This is a genomic window from Elongatibacter sediminis (assembly GCF_037892215.1).
GTDB classification, from domain to species: domain Bacteria; phylum Pseudomonadota; class Gammaproteobacteria; order Xanthomonadales; family SZUA-36; genus Elongatibacter; species Elongatibacter sediminis.
Map to the genome: position 1 here is coordinate 1 of NZ_JAZHOG010000012.1, position 16,001 is coordinate 16,001.

13 protein-coding genes and 1 tRNA gene are annotated in these 16,001 nt (G+C 58.8%); 4 read left to right on the forward strand and 10 right to left on the reverse strand.

All coding sequences use genetic code 11. The features are described 5' to 3' along the window. The 4 genes from V3330_RS16200 to V3330_RS16215 all read right to left on the reverse strand — a co-directional run. Positions 1-458: helix-turn-helix domain-containing protein (locus tag V3330_RS16200; RefSeq protein ID WP_354696493.1), on the reverse strand; the 458-nt coding region annotated here is incomplete at its 3' end. A gap of 258 nt (positions 459-716) precedes the next feature. Next, positions 717-1,295: a hypothetical protein gene (locus V3330_RS16205; RefSeq protein ID WP_354696494.1), complete on the reverse strand. Its 579-nt coding sequence runs from the start codon at positions 1,293-1,295 to the stop codon at positions 717-719. Continuing rightward, a complete protein-coding gene (locus tag V3330_RS16210; RefSeq protein WP_354696495.1) occupies positions 1,292-2,497 on the reverse strand; it encodes a site-specific integrase in 1,206 nt (401 codons plus the stop codon). Before V3330_RS16210 ends, V3330_RS16205 begins: the two co-directional genes overlap by 4 nt. A gap of 249 nt (positions 2,498-2,746) precedes the next feature. Continuing rightward, a complete protein-coding gene (locus V3330_RS16215; protein WP_354696496.1) occupies positions 2,747-4,210 on the reverse strand; it encodes an HNH endonuclease signature motif containing protein in 1,464 nt (487 codons plus the stop codon). A 33-nt stretch (positions 4,211-4,243) separates the two neighbouring features. Here V3330_RS16215 and V3330_RS16220 point away from each other — a divergent pair, with 33 nt between their 5' ends. Further along, complete coding sequence (locus V3330_RS16220) at positions 4,244-4,507, forward strand: TauD/TfdA family dioxygenase (RefSeq protein ID WP_354696497.1); 264 nt, start codon at positions 4,244-4,246, stop codon at positions 4,505-4,507. 14 nt (positions 4,508-4,521) lie between these two features. Here the strand turns inward: V3330_RS16220 and V3330_RS16225 are convergent, their stop codons facing one another. Then, positions 4,522-4,986, reverse strand: coding sequence for a hypothetical protein (locus tag V3330_RS16225; protein ID WP_354696498.1), 465 nt, complete (start codon positions 4,984-4,986; stop codon positions 4,522-4,524). Between the two features lie 107 nt (positions 4,987-5,093). Between V3330_RS16225 and V3330_RS16230 the strand changes: the two genes are divergently transcribed. Beyond that, entirely contained in the window at positions 5,094-6,284 is a 1,191-nt protein-coding gene (locus V3330_RS16230; RefSeq protein ID WP_354696499.1) for a cytochrome P450, read from the forward strand. Between the two features lie 15 nt (positions 6,285-6,299). After that, on the forward strand, positions 6,300-8,786 hold the full coding sequence (locus tag V3330_RS16235; protein ID WP_354696500.1) for a Mur ligase family protein: 2,487 nt from the start codon (positions 6,300-6,302) through the stop codon (positions 8,784-8,786). A gap of 44 nt (positions 8,787-8,830) precedes the next feature. On the opposite strand, the gene V3330_RS16240 is transcribed toward V3330_RS16235, so the two are convergent. Continuing rightward, the gene (locus V3330_RS16240) at positions 8,831-9,532 is read right to left on the reverse strand and encodes a peroxiredoxin-like family protein (protein WP_354696501.1); all 702 of its coding nucleotides are present in this window, start codon (positions 9,530-9,532) and stop codon (positions 8,831-8,833) included. Between the two features lie 188 nt (positions 9,533-9,720). Between V3330_RS16240 and V3330_RS16245 the strand changes: the two genes are divergently transcribed. Then, positions 9,721-10,776: a hypothetical protein gene (locus tag V3330_RS16245; RefSeq protein WP_354696502.1), complete on the forward strand. Its 1,056-nt coding sequence runs from the start codon at positions 9,721-9,723 to the stop codon at positions 10,774-10,776. Positions 10,777-10,876: 100 nt separating this feature from the next. Here the strand turns inward: V3330_RS16245 and V3330_RS16250 are convergent, their stop codons facing one another. The 4 genes from V3330_RS16250 to V3330_RS16265 form a co-directional block, all read right to left on the reverse strand. Continuing rightward, positions 10,877-12,019, reverse strand: coding sequence for a succinylglutamate desuccinylase/aspartoacylase family protein (locus tag V3330_RS16250; protein ID WP_354696503.1), 1,143 nt, complete (start codon positions 12,017-12,019; stop codon positions 10,877-10,879). Positions 12,020-12,151: 132 nt separating this feature from the next. Further along, a complete protein-coding gene (locus V3330_RS16255) occupies positions 12,152-14,467 on the reverse strand; it encodes a TonB-dependent receptor (RefSeq protein ID WP_354696504.1) in 2,316 nt (771 codons plus the stop codon). A 362-nt stretch (positions 14,468-14,829) separates the two neighbouring features. After that, a tRNA-Thr gene (locus V3330_RS16260) sits at positions 14,830-14,905 on the reverse strand. 250 nt (positions 14,906-15,155) lie between these two features. Further along, positions 15,156-15,998: a biotin--[acetyl-CoA-carboxylase] ligase gene (locus V3330_RS16265; RefSeq protein ID WP_354696505.1), complete on the reverse strand. Its 843-nt coding sequence runs from the start codon at positions 15,996-15,998 to the stop codon at positions 15,156-15,158. Positions 15,999-16,001: the final 3 nt, after the last annotated feature.

The following is a 16,001-nucleotide window of genomic DNA, read 5'->3' on the forward strand; positions in this document are numbered from 1 at the left end:
ACTCTGAACCGCAGGTGGCGCTTGCGTTTGCCTTGGTTGTGATAGCGCTTGCGCCGCAGCCCGGAGTGGCGCAAGTGGCGCCACAACTGACCCCCGGCAGCACGCTCACAGGCGATGTAGCGATAGATCCAGGTGTGGCTGATGCGCAGGGTGCCCTCGCGTTGTGCGCGCCGGGCGATTTGCTGCGGGCTCCATTGCTGCTCAAGCAGGCGTTTGATGCCGCGCCATTGATGGGCCTGGATGCGCCGCCGACAACGCGCCTGACGGCCACGCTTGCGCGCCAGGCCATGGGCCATCTTGGGGCGATAACCGCGGCGATTGATGTTACGCCTGAGTTCGCGACTGATCGTGGAGGGCGCGCGCCCCAAGTGTTCGCTGATTTGGCGGATGGAAAAGTCTGCCTTGCGAAAGGCATAAATCTGATAACGTTCTTCCAGGGTGAGGTGATGGAAGGCCATAGTGCAACTCCAACGTGGTGGTTAGAGCGGCACAGGCTACTTCACCTCGCCCGCTCTTCCCACATCAGTGGCGTTGCACTTCGGGGTTTAATCCAAGTGATGTGGAAACTCGATAGCGCAAATTTTCTCAATAGTGGATGGGAGCGCTTGCCTGTAATGGGTGACAAAGAATTTGGCGATGCGCCTGACGACGTAGTTCAGTTCCGGGTCTCTTACTCTAGCCTTGTTCAGTGGGCTGATCGGCGCAACTTTCTTTACTCAATCTCTGTCCGACAATGTTCGGAGCCATTCATCGATGCTTGTGCCGTAACTACGCCAAGCCAACGCCAGCTCAACAGTACCAAAATCCTTGCCAGTAACTGCCTCAAGCCTTTCCAATTCGCGCGGCCATAATTCATCGTAATAAGCCAACAAGTTTGTCGGCAGATTCAGCGCCCTAAGACTGTCTAATAGCTGGCTAGCTTGTTTGGAAACGTCCGCGAGCTTCTTGCTGTGTTCCTTTGGAGTCATTCTCACCAAGTTAAACTCACCGGAGCGGAACATTTCACGCCAAATCGCCACCCTGTACTGCAAGAGGCGGAGCATTAACGGAGCTAACGTGCCTGCGTTCCTCTCTTTTAGTTCCTGAGCCTCAGTGGTTATAAGGTCTATTTCCTCCGCTGACGCGCCAATACTTTCGCCAATACTTTGCAAGGATTCAGTAAAAGAGTTGGAGCCCCGTTTACCACGCTCTGCCCGCACGATGTTCGCTAGAATTGCTCGGTACTCTGGACTGTCATCCCAAGAGGTCTGAGCCACCTCTTCAGGATGAAGGCCAACGTCCCCTTGGCGTTTCACGCTATGGCCTCGACTGCTTCTGCAAGTGTATGGGGTGCGAGGTGTGCGTAACGCTGTGTAACCTCTATGGTTCCATGGCCAAGCAGTTCTTTAACGCGATACAGATCAATGCCATTCATGACGAGTTGAGAGGCGAAATCATGGCGAAGGTCATGCAACCTAAAATCCTCCAGCTGGGCGTTCTTCATCAGCTTGCCCCAAGCCGTCTTAATGGTCGTTATCTGACCCCCAGTCGCACTGGGAAAGACCAAGCCATCCTTTCCGGTTTGCTCGCCCCACCGCGTCAACACATCAACGGCACCAGAGTTCAGGGGGATATGCCGGGTCTTGCCAGATTTTGCATGAGCCGCCAAAACGGTCAGCCTGGCACTCGACCCTAGGTGAACCTGATTCCAGCGGAGAGACAAAGCCTCAGAGCGTCTCAGCCCCGTATTCATGAGCAGCAAGACGAGAGGATGCAGGTAGTCAGCAAACTCGCCCAGCTCGGGGAGTTCTTCATACCCCCGTTTGCGTCGGAACTCGTTGCCTGACTCCCGCCCTTCGCGCTTTTCGGCATCGCGGGCACGTAAGGCGGCCCGTAAGCGGGATCGCTCATCAGATGAAAGGTAACGGACGCGGGTGTGCTTCTCGGCCTTTACCTTGACGTTTCTGGCGGGATTCTCTGCCGCATAGCCCCACTTGACGGCCTTATTGAGTGCCGACTTGAGTTCGGCCAAGTCACGCTTGACTGTAGACGGGGAAAGCCCTGACTTGGCGCGCCTTGCCTTCCATCGCTCAATCTGGATTTCGGTCAAATCGTCCAGTTGCGTCGCCAGTAGCGGCTCACAGACGCGCAGCAGCCGCGTTTCGCTCTCGTCCCCGCGTTTCAGGTTTTGCTTGGCCCACGGGCCGAAAGCCTTCTTGATGTACTCCTGCAGGGTGTATTTCCTGTCGAGGCGGGATTCTATTTTCTCGCCCTTTTCATAGCGCTGCAGCTTGTCCAGCGCCAACTCTCGGGCTCGGGTAATCGTAAGGACCGCCGCGTCACCAATCCGCCGCTTCAATCTGCGGTCCAACTGGACATAGAACAGCTTGGAGCCGTTCGGGGAAACGCGGAGCATGAACCCCGGAAGGGCCGAATCTCGAATTTCGTAGCGGCTGGCGCGTGGCTTCGCCTTGTCGATGACTTTCTTGTCTATGTAGACGTTGGAGCGCTTGGGCATCTGTAACTCTCGGCCTCGGGGTGCTCTCGGGGTGCAAAAATACCTGTCTCCGAAATTCCCCTATGACCTTGCATGGCCTAAAAATCACGATACCACAATGCCTTAGCGCTTGGAACGGTTTTTGGGATTGACCATAGAATTGCAGTCATATTGCAGAGGTCACTGGTTCAAGCCCAGTATCGCCCACCATCCTGCCGAACATAGCGTCCCCTTGATGCGCCACGCGTAGCTTGTTGCCGCGCAATGATTTCAGCCATTTGCTTCAGGCCGCCGCAGCGACAACGCATGCAACACAATATCCTCGTCCATTCCACCTCCGTCCCAGTTCGGCCTGGGGGTGGCGGGAGTGATTTCCAGACCCGTGGCGGCGTTGGCGGCCATCAGGGCGAAAACGTTCCCGCGGGAATTTTTTGTGGGGGCTTGCGGGATGCGGGCGCCGGCCGGGGTGGTAAAGTGAAAATCGCCGGCGGCGGTGCGTTGCAGGCCGAAGCCACCTTCGTGGACCAGACGGTGGTGGTGGCGGCAGAGCAGGACGAGGTTGTCGATGTGGGTGCTGCCGCCGTCGGCCCAGTGGTGAATGTGGTGGGCGTCGACGAAACGGGTGGCGGTGCAGCCCGGGAAACGGCATCGGCCGTCGCGGCGCTGCAGTGCACGGCGGATCGCGGGCGGTACGGTGCGGGTTTTGCGGCCGACGCTCAACGGTTTCCAACGCACTCCGCCGTCGATCGGAAGGTTTGCGATTTGGCCGGAGACGACCGGCGGATGTTCCGGGTTCGCGTTGTGCGGCTTTGCGTCAAGCCAGTGCACGACGCCGGCGTCGCAGGCCAGGCGACGTGACGTTTCCGCGGAAATTTTTACGGCGTCGATTCCCTCCGCACCGAGTTCGGCTTCGGTGCCCGTACCGCCGCGACGCAGGGTGTCCAGGTCGGTGTGCAGATTGACCACGAAGCGATCGCCACCTGTGCGAGCCGCTTGGGCGTTTGCCGATGGTGAGGCAGACCCCTCGCCGCGCAGCCATTCTTCAGCCAGCCGGGCCAGTGCGTCGGCCCGGCGCGAGGCGATTGGCGCGGCGCACGATTGCAAGGGATCGGGGGCTGCCGCCTGTTTGGCTTCCTCGGGTACATCCCGGCGTTCGCGTTGCTGGGTTTCCAGCAGGGCTTCGAGAGCCTGACGCACCACCGCACCCTGTTCCGGTGTGAAGCGGGCCTGCAGTATGAGGGAGCCGTCATCGTCGGTGCGGAAGTACAGTTCGCGCAGGGCGTGGCGGCGATTCTCATCTTTCACCGCCTCGAGGCGTTGTTCGCGCCGCCACAGCCGGATGATCTTCTCGATGTGCCAGGCGGTGCCGTGGCGGGCGATGTGCAACAGGATGTCTTCGTTCTCAGGGGTGGCTTCGCGGGTGATGGCGCGCACCTTGGAATAACTCAGGCGGCCCAGGCGAAATTGCTCTGATGTCCGGGGCAGATCTTTCAGCGCACGCGCCACCCGGACTCGCTCGCGCGCGGTGCCCAGACTCATGCCACATTGCCAGTTCAGCCAGTGCGCCAGCGACCGGATTCCGTCTCCGGCCCAACCGCCGGTTTCATCGAATTCGGCCAGCAAGCTAAGCCAGCGGAACATGGCGGCGTCGATGTGGGCGGCCAGGCTGGTGATGTCATCGGCGAGTTGGCGAATTCGATCGTTGGGATGGGGGTTCACGTATGACGGCTTCATGGCCAACCTCGCGGATATTTTATAACTGTATATATGTACAGTTATTATAGTATATTGCGCCCTCATCGCTCATCCAACCGGGTATTTTTCGGTGACGGCGAAGAAATTGGCACATCGGTGATCAACGCGTTGATCGACAGTCAGGATAAAATCGCCCTGGCGTATCGCTGGCAGGCGGGCGATTTGTTGATCCTGGACAACAAGCGCTTCATGCATGGCCGGCTGAGGAGCGAAACTGATTGCGAACGGCAAATACGCAGCCGCTTTGGCCAGCTTCTACCTGAATTGCGCGCGTAGCCGGACCCGCAGGATCAACGCAACATGCCCTTGAGCGTAGCGATGAACAAGCCGCCGTTGTCATCCCTCATGCGGCAATTGACTTTGCCCACCAGGGTATCCCCCGCCCAGCGGTGCGATACCATATCCATCTCGACCTTGATGTTGTCGGGCTGGCGAATGACATTGCGGTAATTGAAATGGCATTCACGCATCCACGACTCGCGACACTTGGTCTTGTGGCCGGCGGTAACGTGCAGGTGGATATTGGCGAGTTGGGCGAGGATTTCCTGGGTTGAGAATATGGTGAGGTGGAAACCGTCCGGGTCGGTCGGAGAGATGAATGTAGACGTCATCCTCGCGGTAGCCGTCAGCATGCTTCCGCTGAACTTAACGGCCTGAATTTCCCAGGCTTCCTGTTTGATGCCCTGGTCGATGTAAATCGACGACAGGGCGGCGATATCAGCCGGGCTGAGTTCCAGGTCAAGATTATTTTTCATAGCGAATTTTCACAACCCAATTTCACCGCGTTTCACAGGGCGGTAAGGGTAACATTGAAGCCACTGACACACAGTCTCTCCCGCATGCCAGAAAGGTCTAAATTCAGATGATCGGCGACAACCCGTTTACTGAAGCATTTTTTCAGGATCCCTACCCGGTATACCGCCAGATGCGCGATCAGGAATCGCCTTATTGGCTGGAAACCCCGCACGATGCCAAATCAGGTGGCTGCTGGATGTTCACCCGTTATGACGAGGTCAAGGACTTGCTCCGCAAGGCCCATGATGCCCCGCAGGATATCAAACGCCTGATTCCGGAAAGCCAGCGCACTGCGTTCCACTACATGCTGCTGTACTCGGATCCGCCCGATCATACGCGTCTTCGCTCATTGATCAGCACGCCCTTCAGCCGGGCCGGTGTCAATCGCCTGGACGCCATGATTACCCGTCAGGTGGATCAATTGCTCGACGTCATTCAGGAGCATGACGAAGTGGATTTCATAGCAGCGTTTGCCGAGCCACTTCCGGTTAATGTCATTTCCGAGTTGCTGGGAACACCCATCGAAGATGCCACTTTGCTGCGTGACTGGACCGTGACGCTTGGCAGGGGTTTCGACTCCACGATAAACGACCCGGTCGCCAGTCAACGCGGCGTCGAAGCCCTGCAGGAAATGACCAGGTACTTTACAGAATTGATGGCCCGTCCGAACCAGCCCCCGGGAACCATTATCGAGAGTCTGAAGAATGACTCGGCGGCTCAAAAGTGCTCACCACAGGAAGCCATGGCCCAGTGCATGTTGCTGCTCCTGGCCGGGCATGAAACCACCTTGAGCCTGTTGGGTAACGCCATGTACTGCCTGTTGACGAACCCCGGAGAACTGGCGAAATTACGCCAGCAGCCAGAACTGTTGGACAGCATGATCAATGAAGTGCTGCGCTTCGAAGCCCCCTTTCAACGGGCTGTTTTTCGGGTCGCGGCGGAGCCGATAACCTGCCGCGGCCATCAGATTCAGGTCGGTGAACGCATCTCACCGGTTGTTTCCGCAGCCAACCGCGATCCGGCACAGTTTGCCGAGCCGGATCGCTTCGATATCGAGCGCAAACCCAATCGCCACCTGGCCTTTGGCCTGGGCATACACCGTTGCCTGGGTGAAAAACTGGCACGCAGTGAAGCCCGCATCGCGATCGGGCGCCTGCTGCAACGATTCCCGCACCTGCAAGCGGTGGAATCCAAACCCCGCTGGAAAGCCCGGTCACTGTTTCGTACATTACAATCGCTGCCTGTGAAACCGGGATAGATACAGGATCGCCGCGTGCAGGTTGCAGAAATCATCTCGACCCTCGGCCCCAGCCGCCGCGCTGAAGTGGCGGTCATGGAAATGGTATTGACGGCGGAAGCCGGCGAGGCCGATCAGTTCGATGACATTGCCTCTGGGCTGCAACGAGCCTTGCCCGCCAGGCTGGCCGAGTCGGGCCTGGTCATCGATGCCGGTACGTGGGCAGAAGTGGGTGAGCGGGAAACCGGTATCGCCCGCCTGGCAGGCTATGTCTGCTCGATTGCACTGGCGCTGCAGAATGCCGCCGGACATGACCTGAAATTCCATGACTTCGTGCAGGATCAGGCTCCCGGAAGCGATGAATGGCGTTACCGCTTCATCTTCCAACATGACGATATAGCGAGCGGCGAGCAAGCGGGCGACCTGGCGATGCGCATGGTGTCTGAACTATGCCCGCAACTGCACTGGCAACCCAAACTGAATGATGCCGGGCAACCCCTGGCGGCCTGCATCGCGGAATTCATCGACGCGTGCCGGCCATTCGTAACGCCGCCCGAAACCCTGGGATTGATGGCCGCTGCACGGGCACGCGGGATACCGGTACTGCGGCTGGAGCGGGAACCGTACGGCCCCCTGCCGGCCCGCTTCCGCGTGGCGCCCAATGGCATGATCATGCTGGGCCACAGCCAGTACCGGATCATTCTGGATGGCTTGTTCTGCATCAACCGTCCGGGTCCGGGATTCAGCCTGATGAACGACCGCAGGGCCATGTGGAACCTGTTGGCGGAACTCGGCATACAAAGGGCCATCGACGATGCGTCGTTGAAGCCAGCGGCCTCCCCCATCCGGGTACGGCGCACGGCGCGCCGGCTGGGCTACCCCTTGCGCATCCGCCCCCAGCAACGGGACCCGTCTTGCGTCGAGGGCTGGCGGGTGGAAAACGAAAGCGATCTGGATGCGCTGCTCGCACGGCCCGACCTCGGCAACCGCAGCTTCCTGGTCGAGCCGGATACGACCGGCCCCCGGCTGGATCTGTTGATGGTCGGAGGAGAATTGCTTGCCGCATTGCAGGACGATCGGATCGTGGACGTGGACGCCCGGACCGAAGCCCAGGCACGACGCATCGACCAGGCGCTGAATTGTGGCATCGTGCTGGTTCGATTCAGGTCCGCGGCCGATAATCGCGAAGAAAAGGCACAGAGTGCATCGGACTGGCTGGTCACCGACATCGACCCGTCTCCCGGTTTGGCAACCTTGTTGCAATCACATCCCGAAGTGCTCGACGCGGCCTACGAGGGATACCTGAACTGGTTGTACCCGCCCGGAACACCCTGCCGCATTCCCATCGTTTCCGTCACCGGAACCAATGGAAAAACCACCACGTCGACGATGATTGCGCGCATGGCGCATGCCCAATCCCTGTTTGTGGGCATGGCCCGGACCACCGGCGTGTACTTCGACCAGGAGCTCAAGGAGCTGGGCGACAATTCAGGGTTTCATGGTCACTGCTCGGTGTTCGAACATCCCGAGGTCGAGCTGGCGGTGCTGGAAACAGCGCGTGGAGCGGCGTTGCACGCGGGCTTTGCTTTCGATTACAGCGATGTCGCCATTTGCACCAATGTCAGCCACGACCATCTCGGCGAGTACGGCGTGGAAACCGTCGAGGACATGGCCGCCGTAAAACGATCCATTGTGGAACGCTGCACCGGCTCGGTGGTGTTGAACGGAGACGATCCCCTGTGCCTGGACATGCTGCCGCATTTACCGGACCGGACCCTCTATCTGTCGACTTTCGGGTCCGACCCCGATGAGATGCGGAAGAAGGCGGCCGGCAAATCCACGTCCGTCGACCCAATCATCCACATCGACACGCGCGAGGGTGAGGACTGGCTGGTGATGGACTCCGCGGAGGGCGTCACGCCCGTCATCGCCGTCAATGACATACCCGCCACGTTCAACGGCGCGGCAAGGCACAACATCAGCAACGCGATGCATGCGGTCGCAGCAGCGCATGCACTGGGTCTTGAGTGGAGCAGCATTCGCCAGGCCCTGGCGAACTTCGAAATGGGTTTCGAGTCTCTTCCCGGCCGGCTGAACGTTCATGACAATGGCCGGTTTCACATCATCATGGACTACGCACACAACGCGGACGGTTTACAGCAACTGGTCCGATTTACCGACCAGTATCCCTGCAAGGGACGCAGAATCCTGCGGTTCGGAGTTTCGCCCAACGCCTCCAAGGCCGCTTGTCGCAATGCGGCGGCAACGGTGGCCGGACACTACGATCATTACCTGTGCTCGGGCGTACCCGGGCATGACAATGACGATGGCATCGACACCACGGCCGAATTGCGGCGTGGCCTGCTGGCATCGGGCATCGCTGAATCCCAGGTCGAGATTTTCAGCGATGTCAGTCGCTCCGTGGAATATCCGGCGGGTCTGTGCGAGCCGGGTGATTTGCTGATACTGGTCACCAGCAACGCCCTTCTGGCCAAGACCTGGGAGAAAATCCTCAAGACCTGACCCGGGCAACGACACCTGGTGACGCACCCGGGCCAGGGCCGAAATTACTGCTTGCCGGATTTCCTCGCCCGCTTCAGGCGTTCATCCTGGTCTTCCAGGTTGACCCGGGCGGCCGCCAGCAGCACATCGGGGTGCAGTCGCACCTGGTAGTCGGGGTTGGTGTACTGGAAGCGGATCACACCGTCGGTGCCCACCAGGAACGTTGACGGCGCCGGCAGCACGTGGTGACTTTCGCCCGAAACCTCTTCCAGATCGAGGCCGTGCTGGCGATAGCGTTCAACGCTTTGCTCATCCATGCGGTAACCGATACCGAAGGCCCGGACAGCTTCCAGCCGGGCATCGGAATACACCGTGTAACCGATGCCCGGATCCTCGAGGCTGGCATAGAGCAGCTCGGGGCGGTCCATGCTGATGAACCAGAGGTCATAGCCCATCTGCTCCAGTTCGGCTTCGGCATGGCGCAGTTCCGCCAGGTGCAGGTTGCAGTAAGGGCACCAGCCGCCGCGGAAAAAGGTCAGGATGGCCGGAGCTGCCAGCGCGTCGGGATCAAAGGAGACGGGCTTTCCGGCGGCGTCGCGCAACTCGAATGCCGGCGCCTTCATCCCCGGCAGCAGGGGTTGCACATCCGCGGCCTGCTCGTAGATCTGCCCCCGGCCGTTCGGCGCGGAATCTTCGGCCATCAGTCCGCCGATCATCAGGGACTGAAGGAAAACGGTGATCAAGAGCAGATAACTGGTTCGCGTCATGTTGTGACCTCGGTTTGATTGGATACCGTACGGACCGCGTCCGCGGCGAAAATCCTTCACGAAAATAGCCCGCGATGATTGATCATCGGGAACGCGTTGAAAATGGACAGCTTGCCAAGTCACCACTCCCCCACCGGGTCGAGTTTCGCTATACTTCCGCGCTTCATCGATCAACGAAGGCTATCGTAATGCGTAAATCAAGCCTCATCACCAGCCTGGCGGCGGCCGCCAGCCTGTTCCTCACCGTGTGGTCGGGGCCGGTGTCGGCCCAGGAAAATTTCATCAGCCATCCGGGTTCGCTGTATCCCCCGAGTTGCGCTACCCAGGTCAATTTCGATCCTGAAGGCGTTCGGGGCGAGGTCGAGAAATTCTCCGAGGGTCTGCTTTCCCTGAGAGATCTTTCCGACGGACAGAATTCCAGCGTGCGGCTGCGATTCTACCGGCAGGGCTGCGCCGAGCCGGGGCGCTCGGTCATGTGGGTGGAAATGTCCGTGATCTCGGGCGGCGCCGCGGTGGTTCCGGTCTTCGAAATGGAAGTCGACGGTGAGTTCTACCCCTTGCGCCTGACCGTGGACCCGAATGCCTACAGCGACATTTACACCGGCGCCAATATGATCCAGGGCGAAACCTGGAATTTCTTCATCGACGGACCGACCCTCGAAGAATGGCAGCAACTCACGGATGCGGGCAACAATGTGCCCACTCCGGAACTGTACAACGGCGGCTTCGATCTGCACGCCCTCGACTTCATCGATTTTCGCGAGGCCGTGATTCCAGTCCCCGCTTACGAGGACGACCTTGGTCCCGAAGGCCTGGCTTTCAACGGCCGCCTTTCCGGCAACTGGGTGGTTGAAGGCGCGCAGGACCAGGGCTTCGTGCTCGCCTTCGAGGAACTGCCCGACGGCACCCAATTCCTGTTTCTGTCGTGGTACACCTACGATGCCGACCACAAGCTGCTGTGGCTGACGGCCGGCGACACTTATCAAATCGGCGCACACTCCATCGATCTGCCGATCGAACTCGTCTCCAACGGCGCCTTTCTGGGCAACCAGGAAGCCGAACGCTCGGTGGTCGGCAGCGCCACGTTGACCGCCCTGCACTGCAATCACCTGGAACTGACCTACGACCTCACCGACCTGGGGCTCGGCACCGGCACCGTGAAGCTGCAACGTCTGTTTTCACTGGAAACCGCCGGCTATGCCTGCCGCAACCAACCGGAGCGCGAAGCGACCCTCAACGACTAGGGCCGGCACGGCATTTTCGCGGCGTCCACAAAAAAAGGCTGCACGGTGCCGAAACACCGTGCAGCCTCTCCTTGAAGCCCCAAAACCGGGCAAAGCCCGCCTAATCGGTATGGGCAATAACGTACATCATGTCGCCGGAATTCAGGGTAGACAGGGTATTGAGGTTGGTCAGAAAGCCGTTCTCGGGAGCCACGAACGTTTCAACGACTTCACCGGCCAGATTGTAGGTTGTTCCGAGCACCGTTCCTTTGGCGAATTCGTCACCGACGGCGACGTTCGACACGAACAGACCGGCTCGTTTCGCATAGAGAACAACACCGCCTTTCAGCACCCGCGAATGATCGAGCGGCACTTTCTCGCCTTCTATCATTTCGAGGTGAGCCATGGCACTTTCCAATCCGCCCAGTGCCATTTCAACCTCTTCCATGGCGAGCGTTCCCTCACTGCCGATTTCCAGGGTGACACTCGGTATTCCGCGCATGAACGCGGCGCCGGAAGAGCCCGAACGCGTCCGCTTGGTGGCCTTGGTCCCGTAACTTGGAAGATTACCGATACTTCCTGCCGCGGTTTCCCAGATGACCGGAAAGCCGAAGGCCTTGGCGAGAAATCGAATTTTCTTGTCCAGTTCTGGCTGGTCTTGCGGAAATATCTCGATGTTCGGCGTCATCGCTTCGTGCAGTTCCCCGCCGTGGAGGTCTACATGGTAGTCGGCGTGACTGATGAACTCGGCGTCGATCTTCTCCGCGATGTAGTGGGACAACGAAGTACCGAGGTGGTAAATCGCGTGCCTTTCTTCATGCACGGTATCCGGCAAAGGTTCCAGCGGATAGGCCTTGTTGAAGTTGACGTTGTCCAGCGGGTTCAGATACTTCGTGCGGGACTCGAAGCCCTTCACGTTCTGGACATGAACGATCAGGACCGCGCCCGACAGGTCGTTGGGATCCAGTTTTTTCGCCAGGAAAGCTGAAGCCAGCACCCCGGTGACTTCCGAAGGGTGAGTAGCCCCTGTGATGGCAAAAACCGGCCCATTCCTTTTGCCGTTGATTACCGTAACGGGTATGCCAACCGGCCCGAGAGCCGTTTCGCCAGCCTGCATGTTCCAGGATTCCTTCGTCCCCGGCTGAATCGTTCTACCGTCAATAACAAACGCTTCATTGGCCACTGCCTGAGCAGACAGCGCCACCAGGCACGTCACAAAAACACAATGGACAAGCACCTGCTTGAGCGGATTCAATCTTTTCACATTCATTCTCCCTGCGCGGCCCTGGTTTCAAATTCTTTCAACGCCGAGGCCGCGTCTTTGCAGTTACATTCGAGCATCAGAGGTCACGCACGTTCATGCGCGCACCACAACGGCATGGTCGGAATCCCGTTCTTACCGGAACTCATACTTTGCGCGCACGCCATAGGTGCGAAAAGAGGGTTCGACGAACATACCGCCCGTGTAGGCGTGCTCATAGGCATTGGTATAGAAATTACTGTCGAACAGGTTTTCCACGTAGGCGGAAACAGAGAAGTTCTGGTGTTCTACACCCGCCCGAAGATTGACGAAATCATAACTGGGGATGTACCACGGATAAGTGCCCTCCGGCCGCAGAAACGCGTTGGTCTCGGCAGTGTAATCGTCGCGATATCTCCACTCCGCACGCACATAGCCATCGAGGTTTGAGCTGACATTGAAGCCATACTCGACATCAGCAGCCACGGTCCATTTCGGCGAACGGGGAATCGTCCTCCCGTCGAAAACCCGGTTCTCTCCATCCAGGAACTGCGTCAGTTCGTCGAACTCCGCATCGAGATAACCAATGCTGAGATTGGCGACGAGGTTTTCCGACAGCAAGGCAGTCAGGGTCAACTCCGCACCCTTGGATGTCGAACTTTCCGAGTTATTCAGACCATTGAAGATGACGAGGTTGCCTTCTTCATCAAGCCCGGTTTGCTCGAATTCGACCTGCAGGCCGTCCCAATCCATGTAGAACAAGGCGGCATTGAGCCTCAAGCGATTATTGAGCAGATCCGTCTTGATGCCGATCTCGTAGTTCCAGAGTTCCTCCTCGTCGAACGAGTCAGAGAAGGTGGGGAAAGGAGGAACCTGAACGCCGCCTGCCTTGAACCCCTTGGAAATCGTGCCATAGAAATTGATGTTTTCCCGGGCCTGGTAGCTGAAAGCCAGGCGGGGAGAGAAGTCCGTGAACTTCTCATCGGCGGATACGCTGTCCTCGCGGGCACCGGTAAAGCTGAACAGAGTGGTTTTTTGCTTCTCCTGGGTATAACGGGCGCCCAGGGAGACCGTCAACGCGTCGGTCATGCTGTAATCCACCTGCCCGAACACCGCCCAGGTATCGACCTCACCCTCACTGTCACCAGAACTGATTACGGTGAATTCCGGTATACCAAAAATCTCCTGAGCTCCGACAAACGTCGAATGCTGCCTCGTTTTCTCGTCGCTGGCATAAATTCCACCGACCGTCCATTGCCAGCGGCTGTCATTGGTGTTCTGGATGCGGAGCTCCTGGCTGAAGCTCTGGTCCCTGTTGTCCCGAAACTCATTGAAGAAGTCCCTGCTACCGCCATCGATATCGCCATTGATGAAGATGTTGGAACTGATGTAGCCGGTAATACTCGTGATCAACAAGTCATTGGTCGTATAGTCGATTCGCAGCACGCCACTGCCGCTCTTGGTTCCCACGTTCTGGGGTTGATCGAAGTTGACCCGGTTTCGATTGTCGGGATAAAACCCGACGCCGTCCGGATCCGGATCCGCCACCCCGTCTCCGTTCCGATCCGGGAAGCCGCTGTACAAGACATCGCCGGCAAATGTGGAGAAGACGCCCGAAGGCACGCCTTCACGCATGCCCACATCCTCTTGCGTGCTATAGAGCGTGAAATCGATCGTCAAATTGTCGGTGGGCGTATAACGTGTGGCCAGGCGCGCATACTTGTACTCGGACTCGTTGCCACCGCCCGTCGCGTTGATATTCTTGATATTGCCGTCCGACTTGGTGTACTTGACGTTCGCGCGCATCGCGAACACATCCTCGACGACGGGAATATTGACCACACCTTCGACATCCTTGGTATCGAAGCGGCTGTAGTCGAGCATGACGGAACCATACAGTTCGTTATCCGGTTTTTTGGTCGTCACACTGATTCCGCCACCCATCGCGCCCCTGCCGAAGTAGGTAGCCTGCGGGCCGCGCAAGATCTCAATCCGCTCGACATCCATGATCGGTGGATTGATGGTGCTGTTCACAACGCTGAAATCATCGACATAGAATCCGAAGGTATTGCCACCGGAGTCATCCAGTCCGTCCGCTCCGCCACTGAAGCTCGACACCCCGCGGATGCTGATCTTCTTCTTTGCCCTCGAGCCATTCGAGATGAAACTGGCATTCGGTGTCGCGCTGATATAGTCAGCCACGCCTTCGAACATGTTCTTCTCGATGGCGTCGGTGGTGAACGCAGAAATACTGATCGGAACATCCTGCAGATTCTCCTCCCTGCGCTGGGCCGTTACGATGACCTCTTCAATCGCCAGAACGTTACTTTCAGTCTGCTGGTCCTGGGCAAATGCGCTGGCGGAACTCAAGGCCAGCCCGATGCTGGCGGGCAATAAAGCGAGGGCCAGCCTGGTTGGCTTGAGGTTCAACAACTTGCTGTTGAACGCACGTGTATGTTGACTGTACTTCATGGATCACTCCTCAGTTTCAAGCTCTTGGCTATGTGATCGACGGGTGTTCACCCGTCTGCTCGAGCACCCCGGCTGACGTGGGCGCATCTCTCGAAAATTTCCGCTGTTGTGGCAATGCCCGTGACTTCAGGTGCGCTGAACGCGTTGCACTCCGAGATCACCGCGAATTGTTGTTTTTGTGATGGATGGAATTGCCGCACGACACCAAATACTCAAATTCATGCTTATTTGGTGGCGATTGCGACTCAACATTACGGACCCTTGTCTGATCTATCAATAACAAGGTTTATTAGATTCTGTTGCAGAAAACGCAACAGCGATCAGGCGCGGCACAGGAGGAAAAGCCGCCGAATGTGAGGGAATGGTGCCGGCACCAGGAGTCGAACCCGGGACCTACTGATTACAAATCAGTTGCTCTACCTGCTGAGCTATACCGGCACTGCAGAACTGGGGTTTAGCGCTGGGCCGCAATTATACGGCTCTTTGGGTGCTCTGAGGTAAGTAGTCGTCCTGATGGAGCGCAGCCGGTTTCGCGCGGAGCGCGAAGAAGGGAAGCGAAAGCAGGACAACACCGCAATGGCCGAAGACAGGCAATTCACCGCTCTACCAGCTGAGCTATACCGGCACTGCAGAACTGGGGTTTAGCGCTGGGCCGCAATTATACGCCGGACCCGAAATTGGATTCATATCAATTTTCCTGATGGGGTCTGACGCTGACATCGCCCGCCAGGAACTCTCGCACCTCGGTGCCTCCCGCGGGGGTCTGGATACGAACGCGCAGCGCGCCCTGCGGCGTGATGCCCAGAACCCGGCCCGTCAACGCCTCCTGGTCGCCGCTCACGCGGACCTCCTGGCCGCGCAGCGCATCGAACCGCTGCCAATCGGTTTGGAACGGGCCGAAGCCTGTCTCGCCGAAGTCGCCGAAACCCTGCAACAGGCCGCCCAGCAGCCGGCCCGCAAGGCGATCGCGGAATGCCGGCTCGCCCGCCGCGACCAGATGGTCCGCCAGGCAGGTCCAGGGCTGGTCGATGGCGCGCGCCTCGGGCCGGTCGGCTTCCATCCGAACATTGATTCCGATGCCGGCGATAACGTCGAATCGCGATGGGCCCGAGACGCCGGACTCGACCAGGATGCCGCCCAGTTTACGGCCGTCGATTTGCAGGTCGTTGGGCCACTTGATCCGCACCTGCGGCGCTTCCAGGCTCTCCAGAATTCGCGCGCTGATGACCGCGCAAACCAGCGGCAATGGCGCCACCAGACGGGGGGGCTGCTCGAATCGCCAACCGACACTGAGGTAGAGGTTGCCGCCCGGCGGCGAATGCCAGGCACGCCGGCGGCGACCGCGTCCCGCGCTCTGGCCGTCCGCGAGGATCGCGCAGGCATGACGCTCCGCCGCCGGCCTGCGCGCCAGTTCGAGATTCGTCGAATCGACTTCGCACAGCAGGACGAGATCGCGCAGATGCGCCTGCCCGGCAATGCCCAGCTCGGCGCGAATCCGGCTCTCGGAGAATCCGGTCGATGGTCCGCTCATGCC